Below are 22,538 nucleotides of genomic sequence, written 5' to 3'. Positions count from 1 at the left end.
ATGGTGGCCCCGAATCTACTGTGGGAGCGGGCTTGCTCGCGATGACGGCGCTTCGGTTTATCTGGCACACCGCATCGCCTGCATCGCGAGCAAGCCTGCTCCCACAAGGTGCATTCAGGGCCGGCAAGACAATTGCAACTGCGCGCGCAGGCGGGCGGTGTTACCGAATATGTAACCGACGGCTCCAAGATGGGGCTTTGCGACACCCAAAGCACCGATTTAGAGCCCTTCTGGTACCCTGAAAAAATAAGATTAAACGCTGCACTTGCCGGAATAGAAGGGTTTGCGAATAATAGGCCCGCTATTTGCAGCTTCTATAGGTTCTACGTCTTTTCCTCTTGCATTTATTTGCGGAGATGTCAACACGCAAGGCCGCCTTTTTCGATGCATCTGTAATTAGTTGTCGCATTGAAGAAATAACGGCTTGAAGCCTGTCGTTAGAATGCCGATCACTCGCTCGTCGTTGTTGTGCTGGTCACAGTGCAACGCCAGTAGGACGTGGCGCCGCATTCCCGGTTTAACCTCCGCATATTGGGCTCAGGCTCACTCTGCTTTTATTGCCTTTACCGATGGAGTCCTAAGATGAAGAAACTCGTGCTTCTTGGCGCCCTGGCACTGTCCGTGCTGTCCCTGCAGGCTTTTGCTGCTGACAAACCTCTGAAAATTGGTATTGAAGCGGCTTACCCTCCGTTCGCTTCCAAAGCCCCGGATGGCAGTATCGTGGGTTTTGACTACGACATCGGTAATGCACTGTGCGAGCAGATGCAGGTCAAGTGTGTGTGGGTCGAGCAAGAATTCGATGGTCTGATCCCTGCGCTTAAAGTGCGCAAAATCGACGCGATCCTGTCCTCGATGTCCATCACCGAAGACCGCAAGAAGTCGGTTGATTTCACCAACAAGTACTACCTGACCCCGGCTCGCCTGGTGATGAAGGAAGGTACTGTGGTCAGCGACAGCCTTGATGAACTCAAAGGCAAGAAAATCGGCGTGCAGCGCGGTTCGATCCACGACCGTTTCGCCAAGGAAGTCCTGGCACCCAAAGGCGCAGTAGTCGTGCCTTACGGCTCGCAGAACGAAATCTACCTGGATGTTGAAGCGGGTCGTCTTGACGGTACCGTTGCCGACGCCACTTTGCTGGAAGACGGTTTCCTGAAAACCCCGGCTGGCAAAGGCTATGCGTTCGCAGGCCCGGCTTTCACCGACGTGAAATACTTTGGTGATGGCGTGGGTATCGCCGTGCGCAAGGGCGACGCCCTGAAAGACAAGATCAACGCTGCCATCACGGCTATCCGTGAAAACGGCAAGTACAAGCAAATCCAGGACAAGTACTTCAACTTCGATATTTACGGTCAGTAATACATCGCAGCAGTACGTCTGAATGGCGCAAGCGACAGGATCTCTGAAGTTTGCGCCATTTTTTCATCCTCATTTTCGAGCTATTTTTCTAGAGGGCCGGAATCATGTTGAAAGGCTACGGGGCTGTCATCCTCGATGGCGCTTGGCTGACGCTTCAGCTCGCCTTGTCGTCCATGGCCCTGGCCATTGTTCTAGGTCTGATCGGTGTTTCGTTGCGCTTGTCGCCGGTACGTTGGCTGGCTTGGATGGGCGATCTGTATTCAACGGTAATCCGCGGGATTCCCGACCTTGTGCTGATTTTGCTGATTTTCTACGGCGGTCAGGACTTGCTCAATCGCGTGGCGCCAATGCTGGGCTACGACGATTACATTGACTTGAACCCGTTGGCTGCCGGTATCGGCACCCTGGGCTTTATTTTTGGTGCCTACCTGTCCGAGACGTTTCGTGGTGCGTTCATGGCCATCCCCAAGGGGCAGGCTGAAGCCGGCATGGCGTATGGCATGAGTCCGTTCCAGGTGTTTTTCCGGGTATTGGTGCCGCAGATGATTCGCCTGGCGATCCCTGGCTTTACCAATAACTGGCTGGTGTTGACCAAGGCTACGGCGCTGATTTCGGTGGTGGGCCTGCAAGACATGATGTTCAAGGCCAAGCAGGCGGCGGATGCCACCCGCGAGCCGTTCACCTTCTTCCTGGCCGTTGCAGCGATGTACCTGGTACTGACCAGTGTTTCGCTGCTGGCACTGCGACAACTTGAGAAGCGCTACTCGGTAGGCGTTAGGGCGGCTGAGCTATGATCTTTGACTACAACGTCATCTGGGCCAGCATGCCGCTGTACCTGAGCGGGCTGCTGGAAACCGTGAAACTGCTGGGTATCTCGCTGTTTTTCGGCTTGCTGGCGGCCGTGCCGCTGGGTTTGATGCGGGTCTCCAAGCAGGCCTGGGTCAACTTTCCTGCCTGGCTGTTTACCTATGTGATTCGTGGCACGCCGATGCTGGTGCAGCTGTTCTTGATCTATTACGGTCTGGCCCAGTTCGAAGTCATCCGTGACAGCTTTATGTGGCCGTTGTTGTCCAGTGCCACTTTCTGCGCTTGCCTGGCATTTGCCATCAATACCAGTGCCTATACCGCCGAAATCATTGCCGGCAGCCTGCGGGCCACGCCCAATGGCGAGATTGAAGCAGCCAAGGCGATGGGCATGTCCCGTTCCAAGATGTATCGCCGCATTCTGTTGCCGTCGGCCATGCGCCGGGCGCTGCCGCAATACAGTAACGAAGTGATCATGATGTTGCAGACCACCAGCCTGGCCTCCATCGTGACCCTGATCGACATCACCGGCGCTGCGCGTACGGTCAATGCCCAGTACTACCTGCCGTTTGAGGCCTATATCACGGCTGGTGCTTTCTACCTGTGCCTGACGTTCATTCTGGTGCGCCTGTTCAAACTGGCCGAGCGCCGCTGGCTGGGCTATATGGCCCCGCGCAAGGCCTGACCGATGGAACGTATCGATCACCTGCTGCCCTGGAGCAACCTGGGTTGCGAGCGTCATTTGACGGTGTTCCGGTTTGGCGCAGGTGAGCGCAAGGCCTATATCCAGGCCAGCCTGCATGCCGACGAGCTGCCGGGCATGCGTTGTGCCTGGGAGCTGAAGAAACGCCTGAGCGAACTTGAAGCCCGTGGCGCCTTGAACGGTGTGATTGAGCTGGTGCCCGTGGCCAACCCCCTGGGGCTTGGCCAGTTGCTGCAAGGCAGCCACCAGGGGCGTTTCGAGTTTGGCAGCGGCAAGAACTTCAATCGCGATTTTGTCGAGTTGAGTGAGCCGGTAGCGCAGCGGCTGGCAGGTCGCCTGGGGGATGATCCCCACGCCAATACCCGGCTGATCCGCCAGGCCATGCTGGAGGTGCTGGCCGGGTTGCCAGCGGCGACCAGCCCGTTGCAAGGTATGCAGCGTGTCTTGTTGAGCCATGCCTGCAATGCGGACATTGTGCTGGACCTGCACTGTGAAACCGACGCTGCCCTGCACATGTACGCGTTGCCCCAGCATTGGCCGCAGTGGCGTTCGCTGGCTGCGCAGCTGGATGTGCGGGTTGGCTTGTTGGCTGAAGACTCGGGCGGCAGCTCTTTCGATGAAGCCTGCTCAGTACCTTGGCTGCGTTTGCAGCGCCGGTTTGCCGATGCGCAGATTCCATTGGCCTGCATGTCCACCACCCTGGAGCTGGGCGGCCAGGCCGATACCGGCAGGCCCCAGGCCGAAGCGTATGCCGAGGGTATTCTGGCGTTTCTGGCCGAACAAGGGCTGATCAATGGCGACTGGCCTGCTGCACAGCATGACACCTGCGAAGGCATGCCGTTTGAAGGCACTGAGTTATTGTTTGCACCGCACCCTGGTGTGGTGAGTTTTTTACGTCCGGTGGGCGCCTGGGTTGAAAAGGGCGAGCCGCTGTTTGAAGTGATTGATCCTTTATCTGACCGGGTCAGTACGGTATGCGCAGGAACATCCGGCGTGTTATTTGCCGTTGAGCGCCTGCGTTATGCCCAACCCGGTTTCTGGCTGGCTAAAGTGGCGGGGCGCGAGCCTTTGCGCCACGGGCGCTTGCTCAACGACTGACTGTTTTTGTGAGAACCGACAGCATGTACAAACTTGAAGTCCAAGACCTGCATAAACGCTATGGCAGTCATGAAGTGCTCAAAGGCGTTTCACTGGCCGCCAAGGCAGGCGATGTGATCAGCATCATCGGTTCCAGTGGTTCCGGCAAAAGTACCTTTTTGCGTTGCATCAACCTGCTCGAGCAGCCCCATGCCGGTAAGATCCTGCTCAACGGCGAAGAGCTCAAGCTGATCGCCAGCAAGGACGGCGCGCTCAAGGCCGCCGATCCCAAGCAGTTGCAGCGCATGCGCTCGCGCCTGTCGATGGTGTTCCAGCATTTCAACCTGTGGTCACATATGACCGCGCTGGAAAACATCATGGAAGCGCCGGTGCATGTGCTGGGCATGTCCAAGGCCGAGGCCCGTGACAAGGCAGAGCACTACCTGCAGAAAGTGGGCGTGTCCCATCGCAAGGACGCCTACCCGGGGCATATGTCGGGTGGCGAGCAGCAACGTGTGGCGATTGCCCGCGCCCTGGCGATGGAGCCGGAAGTCATGCTGTTTGACGAGCCAACGTCAGCACTTGACCCGGAACTGGTGGGTGATGTGCTCAAGGTGATGCAGGACCTGGCCCAGGAAGGTCGCACGATGGTGGTGGTGACCCACGAAATGGGTTTTGCCCGTGAAGTGTCGAACCAGCTGGTGTTCCTGCACAAGGGGATTGTTGAAGAGAGCGGTGACCCGCGTGAAGTGCTGGTCAACCCGCAATGCGAGCGTTTGCAGCAGTTTTTGTCGGGCAGCTTGAAGTAACTGCAGTTTTAACACTGCCGCCATGCACCAAAATAGGTCATGCTCCGCATCCCGCGCAGCTGGCCTAGGCTGGGTGTATTGGTTTTATTCCTGTTCTCGTTCCGGATAGCACGCTATGACCGCCCATCGAATTGGTTTCCTCATTTGGCCCAGCACCAAGGCCCTGACCCTGGCGCTGGCCGAGGAAGCGTTGCGTGTTGCCCAGCGCGTGCATCCTGAAGTCGTTTACGAATTGTTGTTTCTGCAGGCCGAAGCGCCGCTCGAGGGTGCCTGGCAATTGCCCGGTGAGCCCTGGAACGGCAAGCTGGAAGGCTGCCAAAAACTGTTTTTGCTCGCCGATGAGCCGCCAGCGGCCCTGGCCCCGGCCTTGAGCAGTGCGCTCAAGCAGCTGGTGCGGGCAGGGTGCGTCATTGGCGGATTGTCAGCGGGCGTTTATCCGCTGGCGCAACTGGGCCTGCTCGATGGTTACCGCGCGGCGGTTCACTGGCGCTGGCAGGATGATTTTGCCGAGCGCTTCCCCAAGGTGATTGCCACCAGTCATCTGTTTGACTGGGACCGTGACCGTCTCAGTGCCTGTGGCGGCTTGTCGGTGCTCGACCTGTTGCTGGCGGTACTGGCTCGCGATCATGGTGCCGAGCTGGCTGGTGCGGTGTCCGAGGAGCTGGTGGTCGAGCGCATCCGCGAAGGTGGCGAGCGTCAACGCATTCCCCTGCAAAACCGCCTTGGCTCCAGCCATCCCAAGTTGACCCAGGCTGTGCTGCTGATGGAGGCCAATATCGAAGAGCCCCTGACCACCGACGAAATCGCCCAGCATGTGTGCGTTTCCCGTCGGCAACTGGAGCGCATCTTCAAGCAGTACCTCAATCGCGTACCCAGCCAGTACTACCTCGAACTGCGCCTGAACAAGGCTCGGCAGATGCTGATGCAAACCAGCAAGTCGATCATCCAGATCGGCTTGTCCTGTGGCTTCTCGTCGGGGCCGCATTTCTCCAGCGCCTACCGCAACTTCTTTGGCGCGACCCCGCGTGAAGACCGCAACCAGCGCCGCAGCAGCAGCCCGTTCGAACTGTCGTCGGCACCCGCCGAGCGCGGCTGAAAACAGCCTGTCACAGCTTGCTGTCCAAACCTGCATGACTTGCCGTGATGGCAAGGCTCATGCGTTTGCGGCAAATCAGCACCCCGCAGTGCTGCCGTAAACACGCCCCAGCGTTTAAACTGCGCCTTTGTGACGGAATATGTCGCATTGTCGTAAGCCTTGGTAAATCGTGGTTTGGCGCTATAAGAAGTTGTCGCTTGGCGACAAGGCGAGCCCCCGATGTGTCCCTACAATCCCCCCATCGCTCGCCAGTTTAGGCAGGCGTTCCTCTTCAGGAGACTCCGATGTCCGTTGAGCAAGCCCCGGTGCAACGCGCCGATTTCGATCAGGTCATGGTTCCCAACTACGCACCTGCAGCCTTTATTCCTGTGCGTGGCGCCGGTTCCCGAGTGTGGGACCAGGCCGGTCGAGAGCTGATCGACTTCGCAGGCGGCATTGCCGTTAACGTACTGGGTCATGCGCATCCGGCATTGGTCGGTGCCTTGACCGAGCAGGCGAATACTCTCTGGCATGTGTCCAATGTGTTCACCAACGAGCCGGCCCTGCGCCTGGCCAAAAAACTGGTGGATTCGACCTTCGCCGAGCGCGTGTTCTTCTGCAACTCGGGCGCTGAAGCCAACGAGGCCGCCTTCAAGCTGGCCCGTCGCGTGGCGCATGACCGTTTCGGCAGCGAGAAGTACGAAATCATCGCCGCACTCAACAGCTTCCACGGCCGCACGCTGTTTACCGTGAACGTGGGCGGGCAGTCGAAGTACTCCGACGGTTTCGGCCCGAAAATCACCGGCATTACCCATGTTCCGTTCAACGATCTTGCCGCGCTGAAAGCGGCGATCTCGGACAAGACATGCGCCGTGGTGCTGGAACCGATCCAGGGCGAAGGCGGCGTGCTGCCGGCCGAGCAGGCTTACCTGCAGGGCGCCCGCGAACTGTGCGACCAGCACAATGCGCTGCTGGTGTTTGACGAAGTGCAAACCGGCATGGGTCGTACTGGCGAGCTGTTTGCCTATATGCATTACGGCGTGACCCCGGACATCCTCACCAGCGCCAAGAGCCTGGGCGGCGGTTTCCCGATCGCAGCCATGCTGACCACCGAAGCGTTGGCCAAGCATCTGGTTGTGGGTACCCACGGCACCACCTATGGTGGCAACCCGCTGGCGTGCGCCGTCGGCAATGCAGTGATCGATGTGATCAATACCCCGCAGGTGCTGCAGGGCGTGAAGGCCAAGCATGACCTGTTCAAGACCCGTCTTGAGCAAATCGGCCAGCAATACGGCCTGTTCACCGAAGTGCGCGGCATGGGCCTGTTGCTGGGGTGTGTATTGAGCGATGCCTGGAAGGGCCGCGCCAAGGACATTTTCAACGCCGCTGAAAAAGAAAACCTGATGATTCTGCAGGCCGGCCCCGACGTGGTGCGTTTTGCGCCAAGCCTGGTGGTTGAAGAGGCCGATATCAAAGAAGGCCTGGATCGCTTCGAACGTGCCGTGAAGAATCTGACGCAAGCCTGAGTGTGACCCCGGCGCCCGGATTACCGGGTGCCTGACCTAATTTAATGTGCCGAGTCAGGCTCAATGCACGGGGCTTTGAGTGTGGGAGCGGGCTTGCTCGCGATACAGGCAGCGCGGTGTGTCAGTCATGGCGCAGTGATGCCATCGCGAGCAAGCCCGCTCCCACAGTTGAGGTCCCGGGTGTATTCGACTGTTCGGCATGTTCCCCCTCTATGTGGTTCAAGGATTAAGGAGTGACACCATGCTGGTGATGCGCCCTGCGCAAATGGCTGATCTGGGCGAGGTACAGCGTCTGGCTGCGGACAGCCCGATTGGTGTCACTTCATTGCCCGACGATATCGAACGCCTGCGCGACAAGATCGCCGCGTCCGAAACCTCGTTTGCCGCCGAAGTCAGCTTCAATGGCGAGGAAAGCTACTTTTTCGTCCTTGAAGACACTGCCGCCGGCAAGCTGGTGGGTTGCTCGGCGATCGTGGCCTCGGCCGGTTACTCGGAGCCGTTCTACAGCTTCCGTAACGAGACGTTCGTGCACGCGTCCCGCGAGCTGAAGATCCACAACAAGATCCACGTCCTGTCGCAGTGCCATGACCTGACCGGCAACAGCCTGCTGACCAGTTTTTATGTGGTCCCGGAACTGGTGGGCTCGGCCTGGTCCGAACTCAACTCCCGTGGCCGCCTGCTGTTTGTGGCCAACCACCCGGAGCGTTTTGCCGATTCCGTGGTGACCGAGATCGTGGGCTATAGCGATGAAAATGGCGACTCGCCATTTTGGGACGCCATTGGCCGCAACTTCTTCGATTTGAACTATGCCGCCGCCGAGCGTCTGTGCGGGCTCAAGAGCCGCACCTTCCTCGCCGAGCTGATGCCCCATTACCCGATCTATGTGCCGTTGTTGCCCGACACGGCCCAGGAGGCAATGGGTCAGGTACATCCGCGTGCGCAGATCACCTTCGACATCCTGATGCGCGAAGGCTTCGAAACCGATCATTACATCGATATTTTCGACGGTGGCCCGACCCTGCATGCACGGGTGTCGGGCATCCGCTCCATCGCCCAGAGCCGCGTGGTGCCGGTCAAGATCGGCGAGTCGAGCAAAGGCGGCGGTCGTCAGTACCTGGTGGCCAACGCCCAGCTGCAGGATTACCGCGCGGTACTGCTGGAGCTGGATTGGGCGCCGGGCAAGCCGGTCACGCTGGATCTGGAAGCGGCCGAAGCACTTGGCGTTGGCGAAGGTGCCAGCGTGCGAGTGGTGGCGGTTTAACGCGTTTGAGCGAGTTTCGCGGGGGTCGTCAGCGAGCCCCGTCCAAGGAGATAGCATGATCGTTCGTCCTGTACGCAACAGCGATTTACCGGCCCTGATTGAGCTGGCACGCAGCACCGGCACTGGCCTGACCACCTTGCCGGCCAACGAAGAGCGCTTGCTGCACCGGGTGACCTGGGCTGAAAAAACCTTCCGTGGCGAAGCCGAGCGCGGCGATGCGGACTACCTGTTCGTGCTGGAAAACGACGACGGCAAGGTGGTGGGGATTTCTGCCATTGCTGGCGCCGTGGGCTTGCGCGAGCCCTGGTACAACTTCCGTGTGGGCCTGACAGTCAGCGCCTCACAGGAACTGAATATTTATCGCGAAATCCCGACCCTGTTTCTGGCCAACGACCTGACCGGCAATTCCGAGCTGTGCTCGTTGTTCCTCAGTGCCGACTACCGCACCGGGCTCAATGGCCGCATGCTGGCCAAGGCGCGGATGCTGTTTATCGCCGAGTTCCCGGAGCTGTTTGGCAACAAGATCATTGCCGAAATGCGTGGCATGTCCGATGAAAACGGCCGCTCGCCGTTCTGGGAAAGCCTGGGCCGACACTTCTTCAAGATGGAGTTCAGCCAGGCTGACTACCTCACCGGTGTGGGCAACAAGGCCTTTATCGCCGAACTGATGCCCAAGTTCCCGGTGTACACCTGCTTCCTGTCCGAGGATGCGCGTGCGGTGATCGGCAAGGTGCATACCCACACCGAGCCGGCCTTGAACATGCTTAAAAGCGAGGGTTTCAGCTATCAGGGTTACGTCGACATCTTCGACGCAGGCCCGGCGGTCGAGTGCGAAACCAGCAAGATCCGTGCGGTACGCGACAGCGAAGCCCTGGTGCTGGCCATCGGTACCCCGGGTGACGATGCCACGCCTTACCTGATGCACAACCGCAAACGCGAAGATTGCCGCATCACGGCCGCCCCGGCGCGGCTGGCTGCAGGCACCCTGGTGGTCGATCCATTGACCGCCAAACGCTTGCAACTGAGCGCGGGCGACCAGGTGCGCGCCGTTGCCTTGTCCGCCCAGCCAGTGGCCCCACGGGAGTCGAAATAATGAGTACGTTGTATATCGCAGGTGCCTGGCAGGATGGCCAGGGCGAGGCCTTTGAGTCGCTGAACCCGGTTACCCAGCAAGTGCTGTGGGCTGGCAAGGGTGCCGATGCAGGGCAAGTGGATGCGGCCGTCAAGGCTGCACGCCAGGCTTTCCCGCAGTGGGCCAGGCAGACATTCGAGCAGCGCCTGAGCGTACTCGAAGCGTTTGCGGCAAGTCTTAAAAACCATGCTGATGAACTGTCGCGCTGCATCGGTGAAGAAACCGGCAAGCCCCTCTGGGAGTCGGCTACCGAAGTCACCAGCATGATCAATAAAGTGGCGATCTCGGTGCAAAGCTACCGCGAGCGCACGGGTGAAAAAAGCGGCCCGCTGGGCGATGCCACGGCTGTTTTGCGCCACAAGCCCCACGGTGTGGTGGCGGTTTTCGGCCCGTACAACTTCCCCGGCCATTTGCCCAACGGCCATATTGTTCCGGCGTTGCTGGCCGGTAACAGCGTGGTGTTCAAGCCTAGCGAGCTGACCCCCAAAGTCGCCGAGCTGACGGTCAAGTGCTGGATCGAAGCCGGGCTGCCCGCAGGTGTGCTGAACTTGCTGCAAGGTGCCCGTGAAACCGGTATCGCACTGGCAGCGCACACCGGCATCGACGGCTTGTTCTTCACCGGTTCCAGCCGCACCGGCAACGCCCTGCACCAGCAGTTTGCCGGGCGCCCGGACAAGATCCTGGCCCTGGAAATGGGTGGCAACAATCCGCTGGTGGTCGATCAGGTCGAGGATCTGGATGCAGCGGTCTACACCATCATCCAGTCGGCCTTTATTTCCGCCGGGCAGCGTTGCACCTGTGCCCGCCGCTTGCTGGTGCCGCAGGGCGCCTGGGGCGACAGCCTGCTGACGCGTCTGGTCGAAGTCAGCCAGAGTATCGAAGTGGGTGCATTTGATCAGCAGCCAGCGCCATTCATGGGTTCGGTGATTTCCCTGGGTGCCGCGCGTGCCTTGATGGATGCCCAGGAGGTGTTGCTGGGTTCGGGGGCCGTGGCCTTGCTGGAAATGCATCAGCCTGACAGCAATGCGGCCCTGCTGACACCGGGCATTATCGATGTCACAGAAGTCAGCGAGCGTTCGGATGAAGAGTTGTTCGGGCCACTGCTGCAAGTGATCCGCTACGCCGACTTTGACGCCGCGATAGCCGAGGCCAACAACACCGCGTTTGGTCTGGCGGCAGGCTTGCTGTCGGATTCCGAGGCGCGTTACCAGCAGTTCTGGCTTGAGAGCCGGGCTGGCATCGTCAACTGGAACAAGCAGCTGACCGGCGCTGCCAGCAGTGCGCCGTTTGGCGGTATCGGGGCGTCGGGAAATCATCGCGCCAGTGCCTATTACGCGGCCGATTACTGCGCGTATCCGGTGGCTTCCCTTGAAACCCCGACACTGGCCTTGCCCGCAGCCCTGACCCCGGGCGTGCGCTTGTCGTAACGCTTGTCCCGCTCCCACAGGGGGGTGAACAGTAAGACCTTTAGCCATACACCGTTTTCCGGAGCCTCGCTGATGAAGTCCTTTGAAGTCAATTTTGACGGTTTAGTGGGGCCGACCCATAACTATGGCGGTTTGTCGTTCGGCAACGTCGCCTCCCAGAGCAACAGCCAGCAGGCTTCCAACCCCAGGGAAGCCGCGCTGCAAGGCCTGGAAAAAATGAAAGCGCTGATGGACATGGGCTTTGTCCAGGGCGTGCTGGCACCGCAGGAACGCCCCGACGTCGCGGCGTTGCGCAGCCTGGGTTTTGTCGGCACTGACGCGCAGGTCATCGAGCGCGCCGCCAAAGAGGCCATGCCCTTGCTGGTCGCCAGTTGCTCGGCCTCCAGCATGTGGGTGGCCAATGCGGCCACGGTCAGCCCCAGCGCAGACACCGCCGACGGTCGCGTGCACTTCACCGCCGCCAACCTCAATTGCAAATACCACCGCAGCATCGAGCACCCGACCACCAGCCGCGTGCTGGGCGCGATGTTTGCCGATCAGCAGCACTTTGCCCATCACGCGGCGTTGCCGGCAGTGGCGCAGTTTGGCGATGAAGGCGCGGCCAACCACACGCGCTTTTGCCGGGATTATGGCGAGGCGGGCGTGGAGTTTTTCGTGTTCGGGCGCAGTGCCTTCGACAGCCGTTACCCGGCGCCGCAAAAATACCCGGCGCGCCAGACCCTCGAAGCCTCCCAGGCTGTAGCCCGTCTGCACGGCCTGAGCGAAGAGGGCGTGGTATTTGCCCAGCAAAACCCGGCGGTCATCGACCAGGGCGTGTTTCACAACGACGTGATTGCCGTGGGCAATGGCGAGCTGTTGTTCCATCACCAGGATGCGTTCCTCAACACCGAGCAGATGCTCGCCGAGTTGCATGGCAAGCTGGCGGCCCGTGGAGGCAACTTCCAGTCGATCAGCGTGCCCCGCGATCAGGTGGCCGTGGAAGATGCTGTGCGCTCGTACTTGTTCAACAGCCAGCTGCTGAGCCGCGCCGATGGTTCGATGCTGTTGATCGTGCCTGAAGAGTGCCGTGCCAACCCGCGTGTGTGGCAGTACCTGCAAGGGTTGCTGGCGGCTGGCGGGCCGATCCGTGAGGTCAAGGTGTTCGATCTCAAGCAGAGCATGCAGAATGGCGGTGGCCCGGCGTGCCTGCGTCTGCGGGTCGCGCTCAATGAAACCGAGCTGGCGGCGGTCAACCCCGGTGTGATCATGACCCCGGCGCTGTACGACACCCTGACGGCCTGGGTGAACAAACATTATCGCGATGCCCTGCGCGAAAGCGACCTGGCCGACCCGCAATTGTTACTTGAATGTCGCACGGCATTGGATGAACTGACGCAAATCCTTAAACTGGGCGCGGTTTACCCTTTCCAGATCAATTGAGCGGCGCAGTGCCTGAGCGATCATGAGACCAGGCACGCCCCTTTCCCCCCAAAAAATGAGAGCGACATAATGACCGATACCCTGAAGCTGATCCTTGAAGACACCGACGGCACCCAGCTGGAAACTTCCTGCACCCGCGTTGCCGTGATGTGGCAGGGCAAGGAGCTGTGGATCCAGCAGGACGGCCGTGGCCAGCTGCTGATCGGTGTTGACGTTGAAGAAGGCGATGCTGAATACGCCAACCTGCTGCTGCGTCCATTAGCGACTAACCTTGTCAGCCTGCAACTGGAAATGGAACCGGCTGATATGAGCGATGACGAAGACGGTCATGTACACGGTCCAGACTGCAACCACTGATAAGGAAGCTCTATGCTCGCTCTCGGCAAACTGCTTGAACTGACCCTGGCCGGACGTGAACCGGCCGAGAAGACTCAACTGACTGTCGACGGCGTGCGCATGCGCTGGCTGACCGAAGGCGCACTTGAAGTGCGCCCGCCCGAGGCTCGTGACAACGGCATGGATCTGTTGTTGTCGGCCGGCGTGCATGGCAATGAAACAGCGCCGATCGAATTGCTCGATCGCCTGTTGCAGGCCATCGCACGGGGCGTTATCAAGCCTCGTGCACGAATTCTGTTTTTGTTCGGCAACCCCGGTGCCATGCGTACCGGCGCGCGATTTGTCGAAGAGGACCTCAACCGCCTGTTTAACGGTCGTCACGAAAGCAGCAGCGGCCCCGAGGCCCTGCGGGCCTGCGAGCTTGAGCACCTGGCCGAAACCTTTTTCAGCCTGCCTGAGCGTACCCGGCTGCACTACGACTTGCACACTGCCATTCGCGGTTCGAAGATTGAGCAGTTTGCGTTGTATCCCTATAAAGAAGGTCGTGCCCACTCTCGCTCCGAGCTGTCGCGCTTGCGTGCGGCCGGGATGGAGGCGGTGTTGCTGCAAAACAAGCCTTCTATTGTCTTCAGTGCCTATACCTACGATCAGCTGGGCGCCGAGGCTTTTACACTTGAGCTGGGCAAGGCCCGGCCTTTCGGGCAGAACGGCGGGGTCAATGTCGAGCGTCTTGAGCTGCGTTTGCAGCAGATGATCGAAGGCACCGAGCCGGCGCAGGCCGATACTTCGCTCGACGGCTTGCAGCTGTTTAGCGTGGCTCGCGAAGTCATCAAACACAGCGATGCCTTTATCCTGCACTTGCCCGCCGATGTCGAAAACTTCAGTGAGTTGCCCAAGGGCTATCTGCTGGCGCAGGACGCCGGTAAAACCCGCTGGATTGTCGAGGAGGAGGGCGCGCGAATCATCTTTCCCAACCCCAAGGTCAAGAATGGCCTGCGCGCCGGTATCATCATCGCCCCCGCCAGCGCGGGCGAGTTGGGTTAATCCAGGTCGAGCTGGATGTAGCGCTTGCGCAATGGCAAGCCCAGCTCCTGGAGTATGCCGTTTTCGGTATAGGGCGGCGGGTTGGTGTTTGTTGGCGGCGTCAACGGGTCTTTGTCGAAATCGAAGGGCGGGAAGTCGGCGGGCAAGCCTATCGCCTGCAGCTCCTCGTTTGCGGTCTGGTGCGCTGGCATGCCAGGGTAAAGCTGCTCGGGGGTGGTACCTGAAAAAACGGTGCCCGTGACATAGTTGTAAGCGTGGCAAAGCTCGTGATACAGCGAGGCCAGGGGCACCGAGCCGGCTATTTGGTGGGAGCGATTGTAGTAGACCGTCCCGCCAAAGGTTCCCCGGCTGGCGCGGTTGTCATGAATCCACGGCGCGGTCTTGAGCTGTGAGGGAACATACATCCCGTTGTGCAGATGCTTGAGCTCAACAATGGTGATGGGTTTTTTCCTGTCGTGAATGCTTTTGCTCAGCACTTGCAGCAGTTTTTGCCCGTGAGTTGAGCCCAGCAGCAGTTTCAGGTCATCGGTTACCCGCTCAATAAACGCGTCACTGCCCTGGATGACCAGGCCTGCACTCGCCCAAGGCTGTGCCTCGACAGTGCTGACCTGACGGTGGCGGGTGCCGGATGTCAGGGTGCCATTGCTGATGGTTGTGAGTGGATTTTTCGCGTGTGCCCGGTCGTTGTCCTTGAGTCCGGCAATGGCATCTTCGCCCAGGCCGGTATACAGCGCATTGCTGCCCTGGCCCGGGTATAGCAGGTCGTCGCCGTCGCCCCCGCTGATGATGCTGTGTTGTTCGCCGCCGATGGCAATATCATTGCCTTCCCCGGTTTCGATATAGCATCTGCCTGCTCCCCCCCGAACAAAGTCATTGCCCTTGCCGGCGTATACCGTCAGGTTACCGCGGCCATTGGCATTGACCAGATCATCGCCAGCACCGGTTTCGATATAGACGGGGCCGTCGCCGGTGATCACGCGGTCATTGCCGGGGCCAGTGTGGACTTCGGCAGGGCTGGTGCTGGTGAGCACCGTGTCATCGCCCGCGCCGGTACGCACATGGCAGGGCTGCAGCACATTGGCCGCAATGTAGACCGTGTCGTTGCCGTCCAGGGTGATGATTTCGATGATCTGCCGGCTGCTGGCGGGGATGACGCGAAAACGCAGGTGGTTGATATCGATAAACAGCCCATTGTCGGCGCGGGTTATCAGCACGGTCCGATGCAGGCCTTCGATCGAGAAAACCAGTCGGTCGGTGGTCTGGGCGTACGCCGCAAACTCACTGACAATGCGGTCAATGGTCACGCTCTGCTGGTTGTGGACAAAACTGTGGGTGCGCTTTTCAGTGGTCTCGGGGGCCACTTCGAAGGTGGTGACGGTTGCGTCCGGGTTTGTGTAGGCGCCATCAATGGTGAATTCATGGGCGATGGCAGGTCGCGAGGTGGAGGCTGAAGGGGTAAATGAGGTCATCACAAGTGCTCCGCTGAATAAAGGCTTATTCAAGCGGGTGTGCAGCAGGTGGAGGTGTTAGATAAATAGGTGAACCAGGCCCCTTGATCGGGGCCCGGAGCGGCGCAGCTGAATTACACCGCGCGCTTTTGCTGCGGATCCAGGCGCTTGATAGCGCGGATTTTCTGCAGCGTATCCACGCACGTCCTGGCCGCTTCCTGGCCCTTGTGAACGAAGTGCTCAAAGAAAAACTTCTGATGCTCTTCGCCGGCATGGAAGTGGTGCGGGGTCAGGCTGACGGAGAACACCGGTACTTCGGTTTCCAGTTGCACTTGCATCAGGCCGCTGACGACCGACTGGGCAACAAAATCGTGACGGTAGATGCCGCCATCCACGACCAGGGCGGCGCCGACGATCCCGGCGTAACGACCGGTCTTGGCCAGCAGCTTGGCGTGCAGCGGGATCTCGAACGCGCCGCCGACTTCGAAGAAATCGATGTCACTTTCCTGATAGCCCAGCACCAGCATTTCGGCCAGGAAGCCCTTGCGGCTCTGGTCGACAATCTCTTTGTGCCAGGAAGCCTGGATAAACGCGACACGTTCGTTGTGGTGAATAGCTGTAGGTTGCATGTTCAGATTCCTGTTTGTGTGAAAAACAGGGCATATGAATCGAATGGGATTAAAGGGTGCGTTCAGGTGGGCAGCGCACGGCTGTTCGGCATCGCCACTTGCCCACCCGGTTGACGGCCCTTTGGCGCCAATCCCGTTCTCTCTTCATCCGGACTATGACCGTCGGCCCCGGGATCACACCGGGTCTGCTGACCTTGACCTATTCTCAACCGGAGCCGGAATCTGCCAAGCGCTCGCGGGCTATGCGCTTTGCGCGCAATTACCGCCGGTGGGGAGTCGCACCCCGCCCTGAGAACGTTGCCGCCAGCCATTCTGGCGGCGGGCATTTTGTATCACAAATAATTCAAGTGTGCATTGATGCTTTTTGCTAATAGCTATCAGTTTTTTCGCTTGCTTAATAAGTAAGTTCTTACATGAACATCCGAATATTGTCGCCCACTGCAGAGTAGGCTTGTTCTGACGGGAATTGCATGTTTAGCATTTAACACTGATCAAACCTTGCCGAGGCCTTTGCCATGTCTGTTATCGATCTTCGTAGTGACACCGTGACCCAACCCACCACCGGCATGCGCGAGGCCATGGCCAATGCGCCGCTGGGCGACGATGTGTATGGCGAAGATCCTTCGGTCAACAAGCTGGAGTCCGAGCTGGCATTGCGCCTGGGCTTTGCCAAAGGGCTATTCGTGCCCACCGGCACCATGAGCAACCTGCTGGCGCTGATGGCCCATTGCGGGCGCGGTGATGAATATATCGTGGGGCAGCAGGCCCACACCTATAAGTATGAAGGCGGCGGGGCGGCGGTCCTGGGCTCCATCCAGCCGCAGCCGCTGGAGGTGCAGGCCGATGGTTCGCTCGATCTGGAGCAGGTGGCTGCCGCGATCAAGCCGGATGACTTCCACTTTGCCCGCACCCGCCTGCTCGCGCTGGAAAACACCATGCAGGGCAAGGTGCTGCCCACCGAGTACCTGGCGGCAGCCAGCCGGCTGACCCGTGAGCACGGCCTGGCCCTGCATCTCGATGGCGCACGGCTGTACAACGCAGCGGTCAAACTGGGGGTTGATGCCGGTGATATCACCCGCCACTTCGACTCGGTCTCGGTGTGCTTGTCCAAGGGCCTGGGTGCGCCGGTGGGCTCGGTGTTGTGCGGCACCGCCGACTTGATCGCCCGGGCGCGGCGGCTGCGCAAGATGGTCGGCGGCGGCATGCGCCAGGCAGGTCAGTTGGCGGCTGCCGGGCTGTATGCGCTGGATCATCAGGTGGCGCGCCTGGCTGATGACCATGCCAACGCCCAGTTGCTGGCAGACGGCCTGCGTGCAGCCGGCTATGACGTCGAGCCGGTGCAGACCAATATGGTCTACGCCCAGGTTGGTGATCGCGCCGAGGCGCTCAAGGCCTTTGCGGCCCAGCAGGGCATCAGGCTCAGCGCGGCACCGCGCTTGCGAATGGTGACGCACATGGATGTCAGTCGCAGTCAGATCGAGCAGGTAATCGCTGTTTTTGCCGAGTTTTCCCGCCAATAAGCTTTCAATCCGTCCAATTGCTTGTCGCTATCGTATAAACACGCTGTACCCGGGGCGAAGGGCCGATATAATGCGGCCCTTTGCGAGTCGCACTGTCGATTGACGTGATTTACTTGCCTCTGGCCGCAGCCTCCGTGGAAGAACCTATGAAAAGCGCAGAAATCCGTGAAGCCTTCCTTCGCTTCTTCGAGGAGCAAGGTCACACCCGTGTCCCTTCCAGCTCCTTGGTCCCTAATAACGACCCGACCCTGCTGTTCACCAACGCGGGGATGAACCAGTTCAAGGACTGTTTCCTGGGTCAAGAAAAACGTGCCTACACCCGGGCGACCAGCAGCCAGAAGTGCGTGCGGGCCGGCGGCAAGAACAGCGACCTGGAAAACGTCGGTTACACCGCCCGTCACCACACCTTCTTTGAAATGCTCGGCAACTTCAGCTTTGGCGATTATTTCAAGAAGGATGCGATCAACTTCGCCTGGACCTTCCTGACCGGTGTGCTCAAGCTGCCTAAAGACAAGCTCTGGGTAACCGTCTACGCCAGCGATGACGAAGCCTATGACATCTGGACCAAAGACGTCGGCGTACCTGCCGAGCGCATGATCCGCATCGGTGACAACAAGGGCGCGCCTTACGCATCCGACAACTTCTGGACCATGGGCGATACCGGTCCGTGCGGTCCGTGCACCGAGATTTTCTACGATCACGGCCCGGAAATCTGGGGTGGCCCGCCGGGCTCGCCAGACGAAGACGGTGATCGTTACATCGAAATCTGGAACAACGTGTTCATGCAGTTCAACCGCACCGCCGATGGCGTGTTGCATCCGTTGCCAGCGCCGTCGGTAGACACCGGCATGGGCCTGGAGCGGATCAGTGCGGTGATGCAGCACGTTAACTCCAACTACGATATCGACCTGTTCCAGAGCCTGCTGACCGCAGCGGCTGACGCGATTGGCTGCGCCAACGAAGGCCAGGCCTCGCTCAAGGTTGTAGCGGACCATATCCGTTCGTGCAGCTTCCTGATCGCCGATGGCGTGCTGCCGTCGAACGAAGGCCGCGGCTATGTACTGCGCCGCATCATTCGTCGCGCCTGCCGTCACGGTAACAAGCTGGGCGCTACCGGCAATTTCTTCTACAAGATCGTCGCGGCCCTGGTTGCCGAGATGGGTGAAAGCTTCCCGGAGCTGGTGCGCGAGCAGGCCAACATCGAGCGCGTGCTTAAAGCTGAAGAAGAGCAGTTCTCCAAGACCCTGGAACAGGGCCTGAAAATCCTCGAACTGGACCTGGCCGAGCTCAAGGGCACCGTGGTACCTGGTGACGTAGTGTTCAAACTCTACGACACCTACGGCTTCCCGATGGACCTGACCGCAGATATCGCCCGCGAGCGTAACCTGACCGTGGACGAAGAAGGCTTCGAGCGCGAGATGGAAGCCCAGCGTGTGCGTGCCCGTTCGGCCAGCTCCTTTGGCCTGGACTACAACACCCTGGTCAAGGTCGACGTGCCGACCGAGTTTGTTGGTTACAACGCTACCCAGGCTTCGGCCAAAGTGGTTGCCCTGTACAAAGAAGGGCAGTCGGTTACCAGCCTGAACGAAGGCGACGAGGGCGTGGTGATTCTTGACCAGACCCCGTTCTATGCCGAATCGGGTGGTCAGGTCGGCGATTGCGGTTACCTGCAAGCTGGCGCTGCGCGCTTTGATGTGCGCGACACCACCAAGACCGGCGGTGCCTTCCTGCATCACGGTGTGGTTGCTGCGGGCGGCCTGAAAGTGGGCGAAACCGTTGATGCCCAGGTGGATGCCGATGTGCGTCACGCCACGGCCCTGAACCACTCGGCCACGCACTTGCTGCACGCGGCGTTGCGCCAGGTGCTGGGCGAACACGTTCAGCAGAAGGGTTCCCTGGTAGACAGCCAGCGCATGCGTTTCGACTTCAGCCACTTTGAAGCGATCAAGCCTGAGCAGATCAAGGCGCTGGAAGATATCGTCAACGCCGAGATTCGCAAGAACACCCCGGTCGAAACCGAAGAAACCGACATCGAAACCGCCAAGCAAAAAGGCGCCATGGCGCTGTTTGGCGAGAAGTACGGCGACAACGTGCGCGTGCTGAGCATGGGCGGCGATTTCTCGGTTGAGCTGTGTGGCGGTATCCACGCCAAACGCACCGGTGATATCGGCCTGATGAAAATCATCAGCGAAGGTGGCGTAGCCTCGGGTATTCGTCGTATTGAAGCCGTGACCGGCGCAGCCGCACTGGCTTACCTGAATGCTGCCGAAGAGCAGCTCAAGGAAGCTGCCAGCCTGGTCAAGGGTTCGCGCGAGAACCTGGTCGACAAACTGTCGGCAGTGCTCGAACGTAACCGCCAGCTGGAAAAACAGCTTGAGCAATTGCAGGCCAAGGCCGCAAGCGCTGCCGGTGATGACCTGTCATCGTCGGCAGTGGACGTAAAAGGCGTGAAAGTATTGACCGCTCGCCTGGACGGTCAAGATGGCAAGGCGCTTCTGGCGCTGGTTGATCAGCTGAAGAACAAGCTCGGTCGTGCAGTGATCCTGCTCGGCAGTGTCCATGAAGACAAGGTTGTACTGGTTGCAGGCGTGACCAAGGACCTGACTGGCCAACTCAAAGCCGGTGATTTGATGAAGCAGGCTGCTGCGGCAGTGGGCGGGAAGGGCGGTGGTCGTCCGGACATGGCGCAAGGCGGCGGTGTTGATGCTGCAGCCCTGGACGCCGCGCTGGCCCTGACCGTGCCATTTGTCGAGCAGGGTATCTGAGGTCCAGAACGCGCCGTTGTCTAGTAACGGCGCGTCGTTTGAATGATAAATGGGCGCCCTTTAGGGGCTGAGGCTGCTTTGAAATGGCTTTGATCGTACAGAAATTCGGAGGCACCTCGGTCGGCACTGTCGAGAGAATCGAGCAGGTCGCCGATAAAGTTAAGAAGTTCCGCGAAGCCGGCAATGATCTGGTGATCGTGCTTTCGGCAATGAGCGGTGAAACCAATCGCCTCATCGACCTGGCCAAGCAGATCAGCGATCAGCCGTTGCCGCGTGAGCTGGATATGATTGTATCCACGGGTGAGCAGGTGACCATTGGTCTGCTGTCCATGGCGCTGAACAAGCGCGGCGTGCCAGCGGTGTCCTACACCGGTAGCCAGGTGCGCATCCTTACGGACAGTTCGCACACCAAAGCCCGCATCCTGAAAATTGACGACCAGAAGATTCGCGCAGACCTGCAGGCCGGGCGTGTGGTTGTGGTTGCAGGTTTCCAGGGTGTTGACGAGCTCGGCAATATCACCACGCTGGGCCGTGGTGGCTCCGACACTACAGGTGTAGCGCTGGCAGCGGCCCTCAAGGCCGATGAATGCCAGATCTATACCGATGTCGATGGCGTTTACACCACCGATCCGCGGGTAGTGGCCAAGGCCCAGCGCCTGGAAAAGATCACCTTCGAAGAAATGCTGGAAATGGCCAGCCTGGGCTCCAAGGTGTTGCAGATCCGCGCAGTCGAGTTCGCCGGCAAGTACAACGTTCCGCTGCGCGTTTTGCACAGCTTCAAGGAGGGTCCAGGTACCCTCATTACTATTGATGAAGAGGAATCCATGGAACAGCCGATCATTTCTGGTATCGCGTTCAATCGCGACGAAGCCAAGCTGACCATCCGTGGCGTGCCGGATACCCCGGGCGTGGCGTTCAAGATTCTGGGCCCGATCAGCGCGGCCAACATCGAAGTCGACATGATCGTGCAGAACGTTGCGCACGATAACACCACCGATTTCACCTTTACCGTGCATCGCAATGACTACAACGCGGCGCAAAGCGTGCTGGAAAACACTGCTCGCGAGATCGGTGCTCGCGAAGTGGTGGGTGACACCAACATTGCCAAGGTCTCGATTGTCGGTGTGGGCATGCGCTCCCACGCAGGCGTTGCCAGCCGCATGTTTGAATCCCTGGCCAAAGAGAACATCAACATCCTGATGATCTCCACCTCCGAAATCAAAGTGTCGGTGGTGATTGAAGAGAAGTACCTGGAGCTGGCCGTGCGTTCCCTGCACACGGCTTTTGATCTGGATGCCCCTGACCGCCAGGGCGAGTAAAACGTTGTACCAGGGGCGCGGTTGATCCGCGCCCTTTGTTTTTTGGCTTGTGTGGGCGTACGTCGTCATGCGGGTCAATACTAAGGAGCGGCGGGCTATAGCTGTTTAGCTAGTAGTCCGAAGCCCTTTTTTTTTGCAGACTGTTGTCCCTGAAATGAAAGCGTGAGGAGAAACGTATGCTGATTCTGACTCGCCGTTGTGCGGAAAGCCTGATCATAGGCGATGGCGAAATTACCGTGACCGTTCTCGGTGTCAAAGGCAACCAGGTGCGCATTGGTGTGAATGCTCCCAAGGAAGTGGCTGTGCACCGTGAAGAGATCTACCTGCGGATCAAGAATGAAAAGGGCGAAGAACCAAGTCTCTAATTTTATTTAAGTTTTTAGTTGCATGCGGGGAAAAGGCTGGTTATTATACGCCCCGTGTTGCGGAGAGGTGGCCGAGTGGCCGAAGGCGCTCCCCTGCTAAGGGAGTACATCTCAAAAGGGTGTCGGGGGTTCGAATCCCCCCTTCTCCGCCATTATTCATGTAGCACGTTGGGTTTGGCAGGTTTCGATAAGTTGTTGAAATTATTGAAAAAAATATTGCCAGAGAGATTCAACGGTCTATAATGCGCCGCTTCAAATGCACTCGTAGCTCAGCTGGATAGAGTACTCGGCTACGAACCGAGCGGTCACAGGTTCGAATCCTGTCGAGTGCACCATTTAAGAGTCAATTGCTTCGGCGATTAACTTGGCTTCAACCAGGGTGGTCTGGTCTATCAAGCACAACTTGCACTCGTAGCTCAGCTGGATAGAGTACTCGGCTACGAACCGAGCGGTCACAGGTTCGAATCCTGTCGAGTGCACCATTTAAGAGTCAATTGCTGCGGCGATTAACTTGGCTTCAACC

Annotated in this window: 19 protein-coding genes, 3 tRNA genes and 1 riboswitch; of the genes, 20 read left to right on the top strand and 2 right to left on the bottom strand. The window is 59.2% G+C overall.

Features of this window, described 5'->3' with window-relative positions; genetic code table 11:
* Window positions 1–582 precede the first annotated feature (582 nt).
* From AB3G35_RS20690 to astE, 13 genes are all read left to right on the top strand, one after another.
* On the top strand, window positions 583–1,356 hold the full coding sequence (locus tag AB3G35_RS20690) for an ABC transporter substrate-binding protein (RefSeq protein WP_016782122.1): 774 nt from the start codon (window positions 583–585) through the stop codon (window positions 1,354–1,356).
* A 104-nt stretch (window positions 1,357–1,460) separates the two neighbouring features.
* Window positions 1,461–2,150 (top strand): ABC transporter permease, encoded by a 690-nt coding sequence (locus AB3G35_RS20685; protein ID WP_016782123.1) that lies wholly within the window; start codon window positions 1,461–1,463, stop codon window positions 2,148–2,150.
* The gene (locus tag AB3G35_RS20680; RefSeq protein WP_016782124.1) at window positions 2,147–2,845 is read left to right on the top strand and encodes an ABC transporter permease; all 699 of its coding nucleotides are present in this window, start codon (window positions 2,147–2,149) and stop codon (window positions 2,843–2,845) included. The genes AB3G35_RS20685 and AB3G35_RS20680 overlap by 4 nt, the downstream gene beginning before the upstream one ends.
* A gap of 3 nt (window positions 2,846–2,848) precedes the next feature.
* Window positions 2,849–3,961 (top strand): succinylglutamate desuccinylase/aspartoacylase family protein, encoded by a 1,113-nt coding sequence (locus tag AB3G35_RS20675; RefSeq protein ID WP_095040019.1) that lies wholly within the window; start codon window positions 2,849–2,851, stop codon window positions 3,959–3,961.
* 23 nt (window positions 3,962–3,984) lie between these two features.
* Window positions 3,985–4,749, top strand: coding sequence for an ABC transporter ATP-binding protein (locus AB3G35_RS20670; protein WP_016782126.1), 765 nt, complete (start codon window positions 3,985–3,987; stop codon window positions 4,747–4,749).
* A gap of 115 nt (window positions 4,750–4,864) precedes the next feature.
* The gene (gene argR / locus AB3G35_RS20665; protein ID WP_016782127.1) at window positions 4,865–5,845 is read left to right on the top strand and encodes a transcriptional regulator ArgR; all 981 of its coding nucleotides are present in this window, start codon (window positions 4,865–4,867) and stop codon (window positions 5,843–5,845) included.
* A 284-nt stretch (window positions 5,846–6,129) separates the two neighbouring features.
* Window positions 6,130–7,350, top strand: a complete 1,221-nt coding sequence (locus AB3G35_RS20660; protein ID WP_016782128.1) for an aspartate aminotransferase family protein — start codon at window positions 6,130–6,132, stop codon at window positions 7,348–7,350.
* Between the two features lie 241 nt (window positions 7,351–7,591).
* The gene (gene aruF, locus AB3G35_RS20655; protein ID WP_086798386.1) at window positions 7,592–8,611 is read left to right on the top strand and encodes an arginine/ornithine succinyltransferase subunit alpha; all 1,020 of its coding nucleotides are present in this window, start codon (window positions 7,592–7,594) and stop codon (window positions 8,609–8,611) included.
* Between the two features lie 55 nt (window positions 8,612–8,666).
* On the top strand, window positions 8,667–9,704 hold the full coding sequence (gene astA, locus AB3G35_RS20650; protein ID WP_016782130.1) for an arginine N-succinyltransferase: 1,038 nt from the start codon (window positions 8,667–8,669) through the stop codon (window positions 9,702–9,704).
* Window positions 9,701–11,170 (top strand): succinylglutamate-semialdehyde dehydrogenase, encoded by a 1,470-nt coding sequence (gene astD, locus AB3G35_RS20645; RefSeq protein WP_177413507.1) that lies wholly within the window; start codon window positions 9,701–9,703, stop codon window positions 11,168–11,170. The genes astA and astD overlap by 4 nt, the downstream gene beginning before the upstream one ends.
* 72 nt (window positions 11,171–11,242) lie before the next feature.
* Window positions 11,243–12,589: an N-succinylarginine dihydrolase gene (astB, locus tag AB3G35_RS20640; RefSeq protein WP_369782039.1), complete on the top strand. Its 1,347-nt coding sequence runs from the start codon at window positions 11,243–11,245 to the stop codon at window positions 12,587–12,589.
* A gap of 69 nt (window positions 12,590–12,658) precedes the next feature.
* The gene (locus tag AB3G35_RS20635; RefSeq protein ID WP_083369594.1) at window positions 12,659–12,946 is read left to right on the top strand and encodes a topoisomerase II; all 288 of its coding nucleotides are present in this window, start codon (window positions 12,659–12,661) and stop codon (window positions 12,944–12,946) included.
* Between the two features lie 12 nt (window positions 12,947–12,958).
* Window positions 12,959–13,969, top strand: coding sequence for a succinylglutamate desuccinylase (astE, locus tag AB3G35_RS20630; protein WP_315248909.1), 1,011 nt, complete (start codon window positions 12,959–12,961; stop codon window positions 13,967–13,969).
* On the opposite strand, the gene AB3G35_RS20625 is transcribed toward astE, so the two are convergent.
* On the bottom strand, window positions 13,966–15,438 hold the full coding sequence (locus AB3G35_RS20625) for a M91 family zinc metallopeptidase (RefSeq protein ID WP_315248907.1): 1,473 nt from the start codon (window positions 15,436–15,438) through the stop codon (window positions 13,966–13,968). The two genes, astE and AB3G35_RS20625, sit on opposite strands and share 4 nt — an antisense overlap.
* A gap of 113 nt (window positions 15,439–15,551) precedes the next feature.
* Complete coding sequence (locus AB3G35_RS20620; protein ID WP_016782136.1) at window positions 15,552–16,046, bottom strand: 6,7-dimethyl-8-ribityllumazine synthase; 495 nt, start codon at window positions 16,044–16,046, stop codon at window positions 15,552–15,554.
* Window positions 16,047–16,177: 131 nt separating this feature from the next.
* Window positions 16,178–16,346: riboswitch (FMN riboswitch) on the bottom strand.
* 215 nt (window positions 16,347–16,561) lie between these two features.
* Between AB3G35_RS20620 and ltaE the strand changes: the two genes are divergently transcribed.
* The 7 genes from ltaE to AB3G35_RS20585 all read left to right on the top strand — a co-directional run bounded on the left by ltaE (window position 16,562) and on the right by AB3G35_RS20585 (window position 22,497).
* Window positions 16,562–17,566, top strand: coding sequence for a low-specificity L-threonine aldolase (gene ltaE / locus AB3G35_RS20615; protein ID WP_369782037.1), 1,005 nt, complete (start codon window positions 16,562–16,564; stop codon window positions 17,564–17,566).
* Between the two features lie 146 nt (window positions 17,567–17,712).
* Window positions 17,713–20,331, top strand: a complete 2,619-nt coding sequence (gene alaS / locus AB3G35_RS20610) for an alanine--tRNA ligase (protein ID WP_016782138.1) — start codon at window positions 17,713–17,715, stop codon at window positions 20,329–20,331.
* Between the two features lie 83 nt (window positions 20,332–20,414).
* Entirely contained in the window at window positions 20,415–21,650 is a 1,236-nt protein-coding gene (locus tag AB3G35_RS20605) for an aspartate kinase (protein ID WP_016782139.1), read from the top strand.
* Between the two features lie 176 nt (window positions 21,651–21,826).
* Window positions 21,827–22,015 (top strand): carbon storage regulator CsrA, encoded by a 189-nt coding sequence (gene csrA, locus AB3G35_RS20600; RefSeq protein WP_016782140.1) that lies wholly within the window; start codon window positions 21,827–21,829, stop codon window positions 22,013–22,015.
* A gap of 61 nt (window positions 22,016–22,076) precedes the next feature.
* Window positions 22,077–22,167 (top strand) — tRNA-Ser (locus AB3G35_RS20595).
* A 106-nt stretch (window positions 22,168–22,273) separates the two neighbouring features.
* A tRNA-Arg gene (locus AB3G35_RS20590) sits at window positions 22,274–22,350 on the top strand.
* Window positions 22,351–22,420: 70 nt separating this feature from the next.
* Window positions 22,421–22,497 (top strand) — tRNA-Arg (locus AB3G35_RS20585).
* Window positions 22,498–22,538: the final 41 nt, after the last annotated feature.

The sequence above is a fragment of the Pseudomonas sp. WC2401 genome (assembly GCF_041200115.1).
Taxonomy (GTDB): Bacteria; Pseudomonadota; Gammaproteobacteria; order Pseudomonadales; family Pseudomonadaceae; genus Aquipseudomonas; species Aquipseudomonas fragi.
This window is presented reverse-complemented; position numbering and strand designations above follow the sequence as displayed.

Coding starts and splice junctions, on each gene's coding strand:
- alaS (WP_016782138.1), top strand. CDS start 17,713: ATGAAAAGCGCAGAAATCCGTGAAGCCTTCCTTCGCTTCTTCGAGGAG.
- AB3G35_RS20685 (WP_016782123.1), top strand. CDS start 1,461: ATGTTGAAAGGCTACGGGGCTGTCATCCTCGATGGCGCTTGGCTGACG.
- argR (WP_016782127.1), top strand. CDS start 4,865: ATGACCGCCCATCGAATTGGTTTCCTCATTTGGCCCAGCACCAAGGCC.
- AB3G35_RS20690 (WP_016782122.1), top strand. CDS start 583: ATGAAGAAACTCGTGCTTCTTGGCGCCCTGGCACTGTCCGTGCTGTCC.
- AB3G35_RS20660 (WP_016782128.1), top strand. CDS start 6,130: ATGTCCGTTGAGCAAGCCCCGGTGCAACGCGCCGATTTCGATCAGGTC.
- csrA (WP_016782140.1), top strand. CDS start 21,827: ATGCTGATTCTGACTCGCCGTTGTGCGGAAAGCCTGATCATAGGCGAT.
- AB3G35_RS20675 (WP_095040019.1), top strand. CDS start 2,849: ATGGAACGTATCGATCACCTGCTGCCCTGGAGCAACCTGGGTTGCGAG.
- AB3G35_RS20680 (WP_016782124.1), top strand. CDS start 2,147: ATGATCTTTGACTACAACGTCATCTGGGCCAGCATGCCGCTGTACCTG.
- AB3G35_RS20605 (WP_016782139.1), top strand. CDS start 20,415: ATGGCTTTGATCGTACAGAAATTCGGAGGCACCTCGGTCGGCACTGTC.
- astA (WP_016782130.1), top strand. CDS start 8,667: ATGATCGTTCGTCCTGTACGCAACAGCGATTTACCGGCCCTGATTGAG.
- ltaE (WP_369782037.1), top strand. CDS start 16,562: ATGTCTGTTATCGATCTTCGTAGTGACACCGTGACCCAACCCACCACC.
- AB3G35_RS20625 (WP_315248907.1), bottom strand. CDS start 15,438: ATGACCTCATTTACCCCTTCAGCCTCCACCTCGCGACCTGCCATCGCC.
- AB3G35_RS20635 (WP_083369594.1), top strand. CDS start 12,659: ATGACCGATACCCTGAAGCTGATCCTTGAAGACACCGACGGCACCCAG.
- astB (WP_369782039.1), top strand. CDS start 11,243: ATGAAGTCCTTTGAAGTCAATTTTGACGGTTTAGTGGGGCCGACCCAT.
- astE (WP_315248909.1), top strand. CDS start 12,959: ATGCTCGCTCTCGGCAAACTGCTTGAACTGACCCTGGCCGGACGTGAA.
- aruF (WP_086798386.1), top strand. CDS start 7,592: ATGCTGGTGATGCGCCCTGCGCAAATGGCTGATCTGGGCGAGGTACAG.
- AB3G35_RS20620 (WP_016782136.1), bottom strand. CDS start 16,046: ATGCAACCTACAGCTATTCACCACAACGAACGTGTCGCGTTTATCCAG.
- AB3G35_RS20670 (WP_016782126.1), top strand. CDS start 3,985: ATGTACAAACTTGAAGTCCAAGACCTGCATAAACGCTATGGCAGTCAT.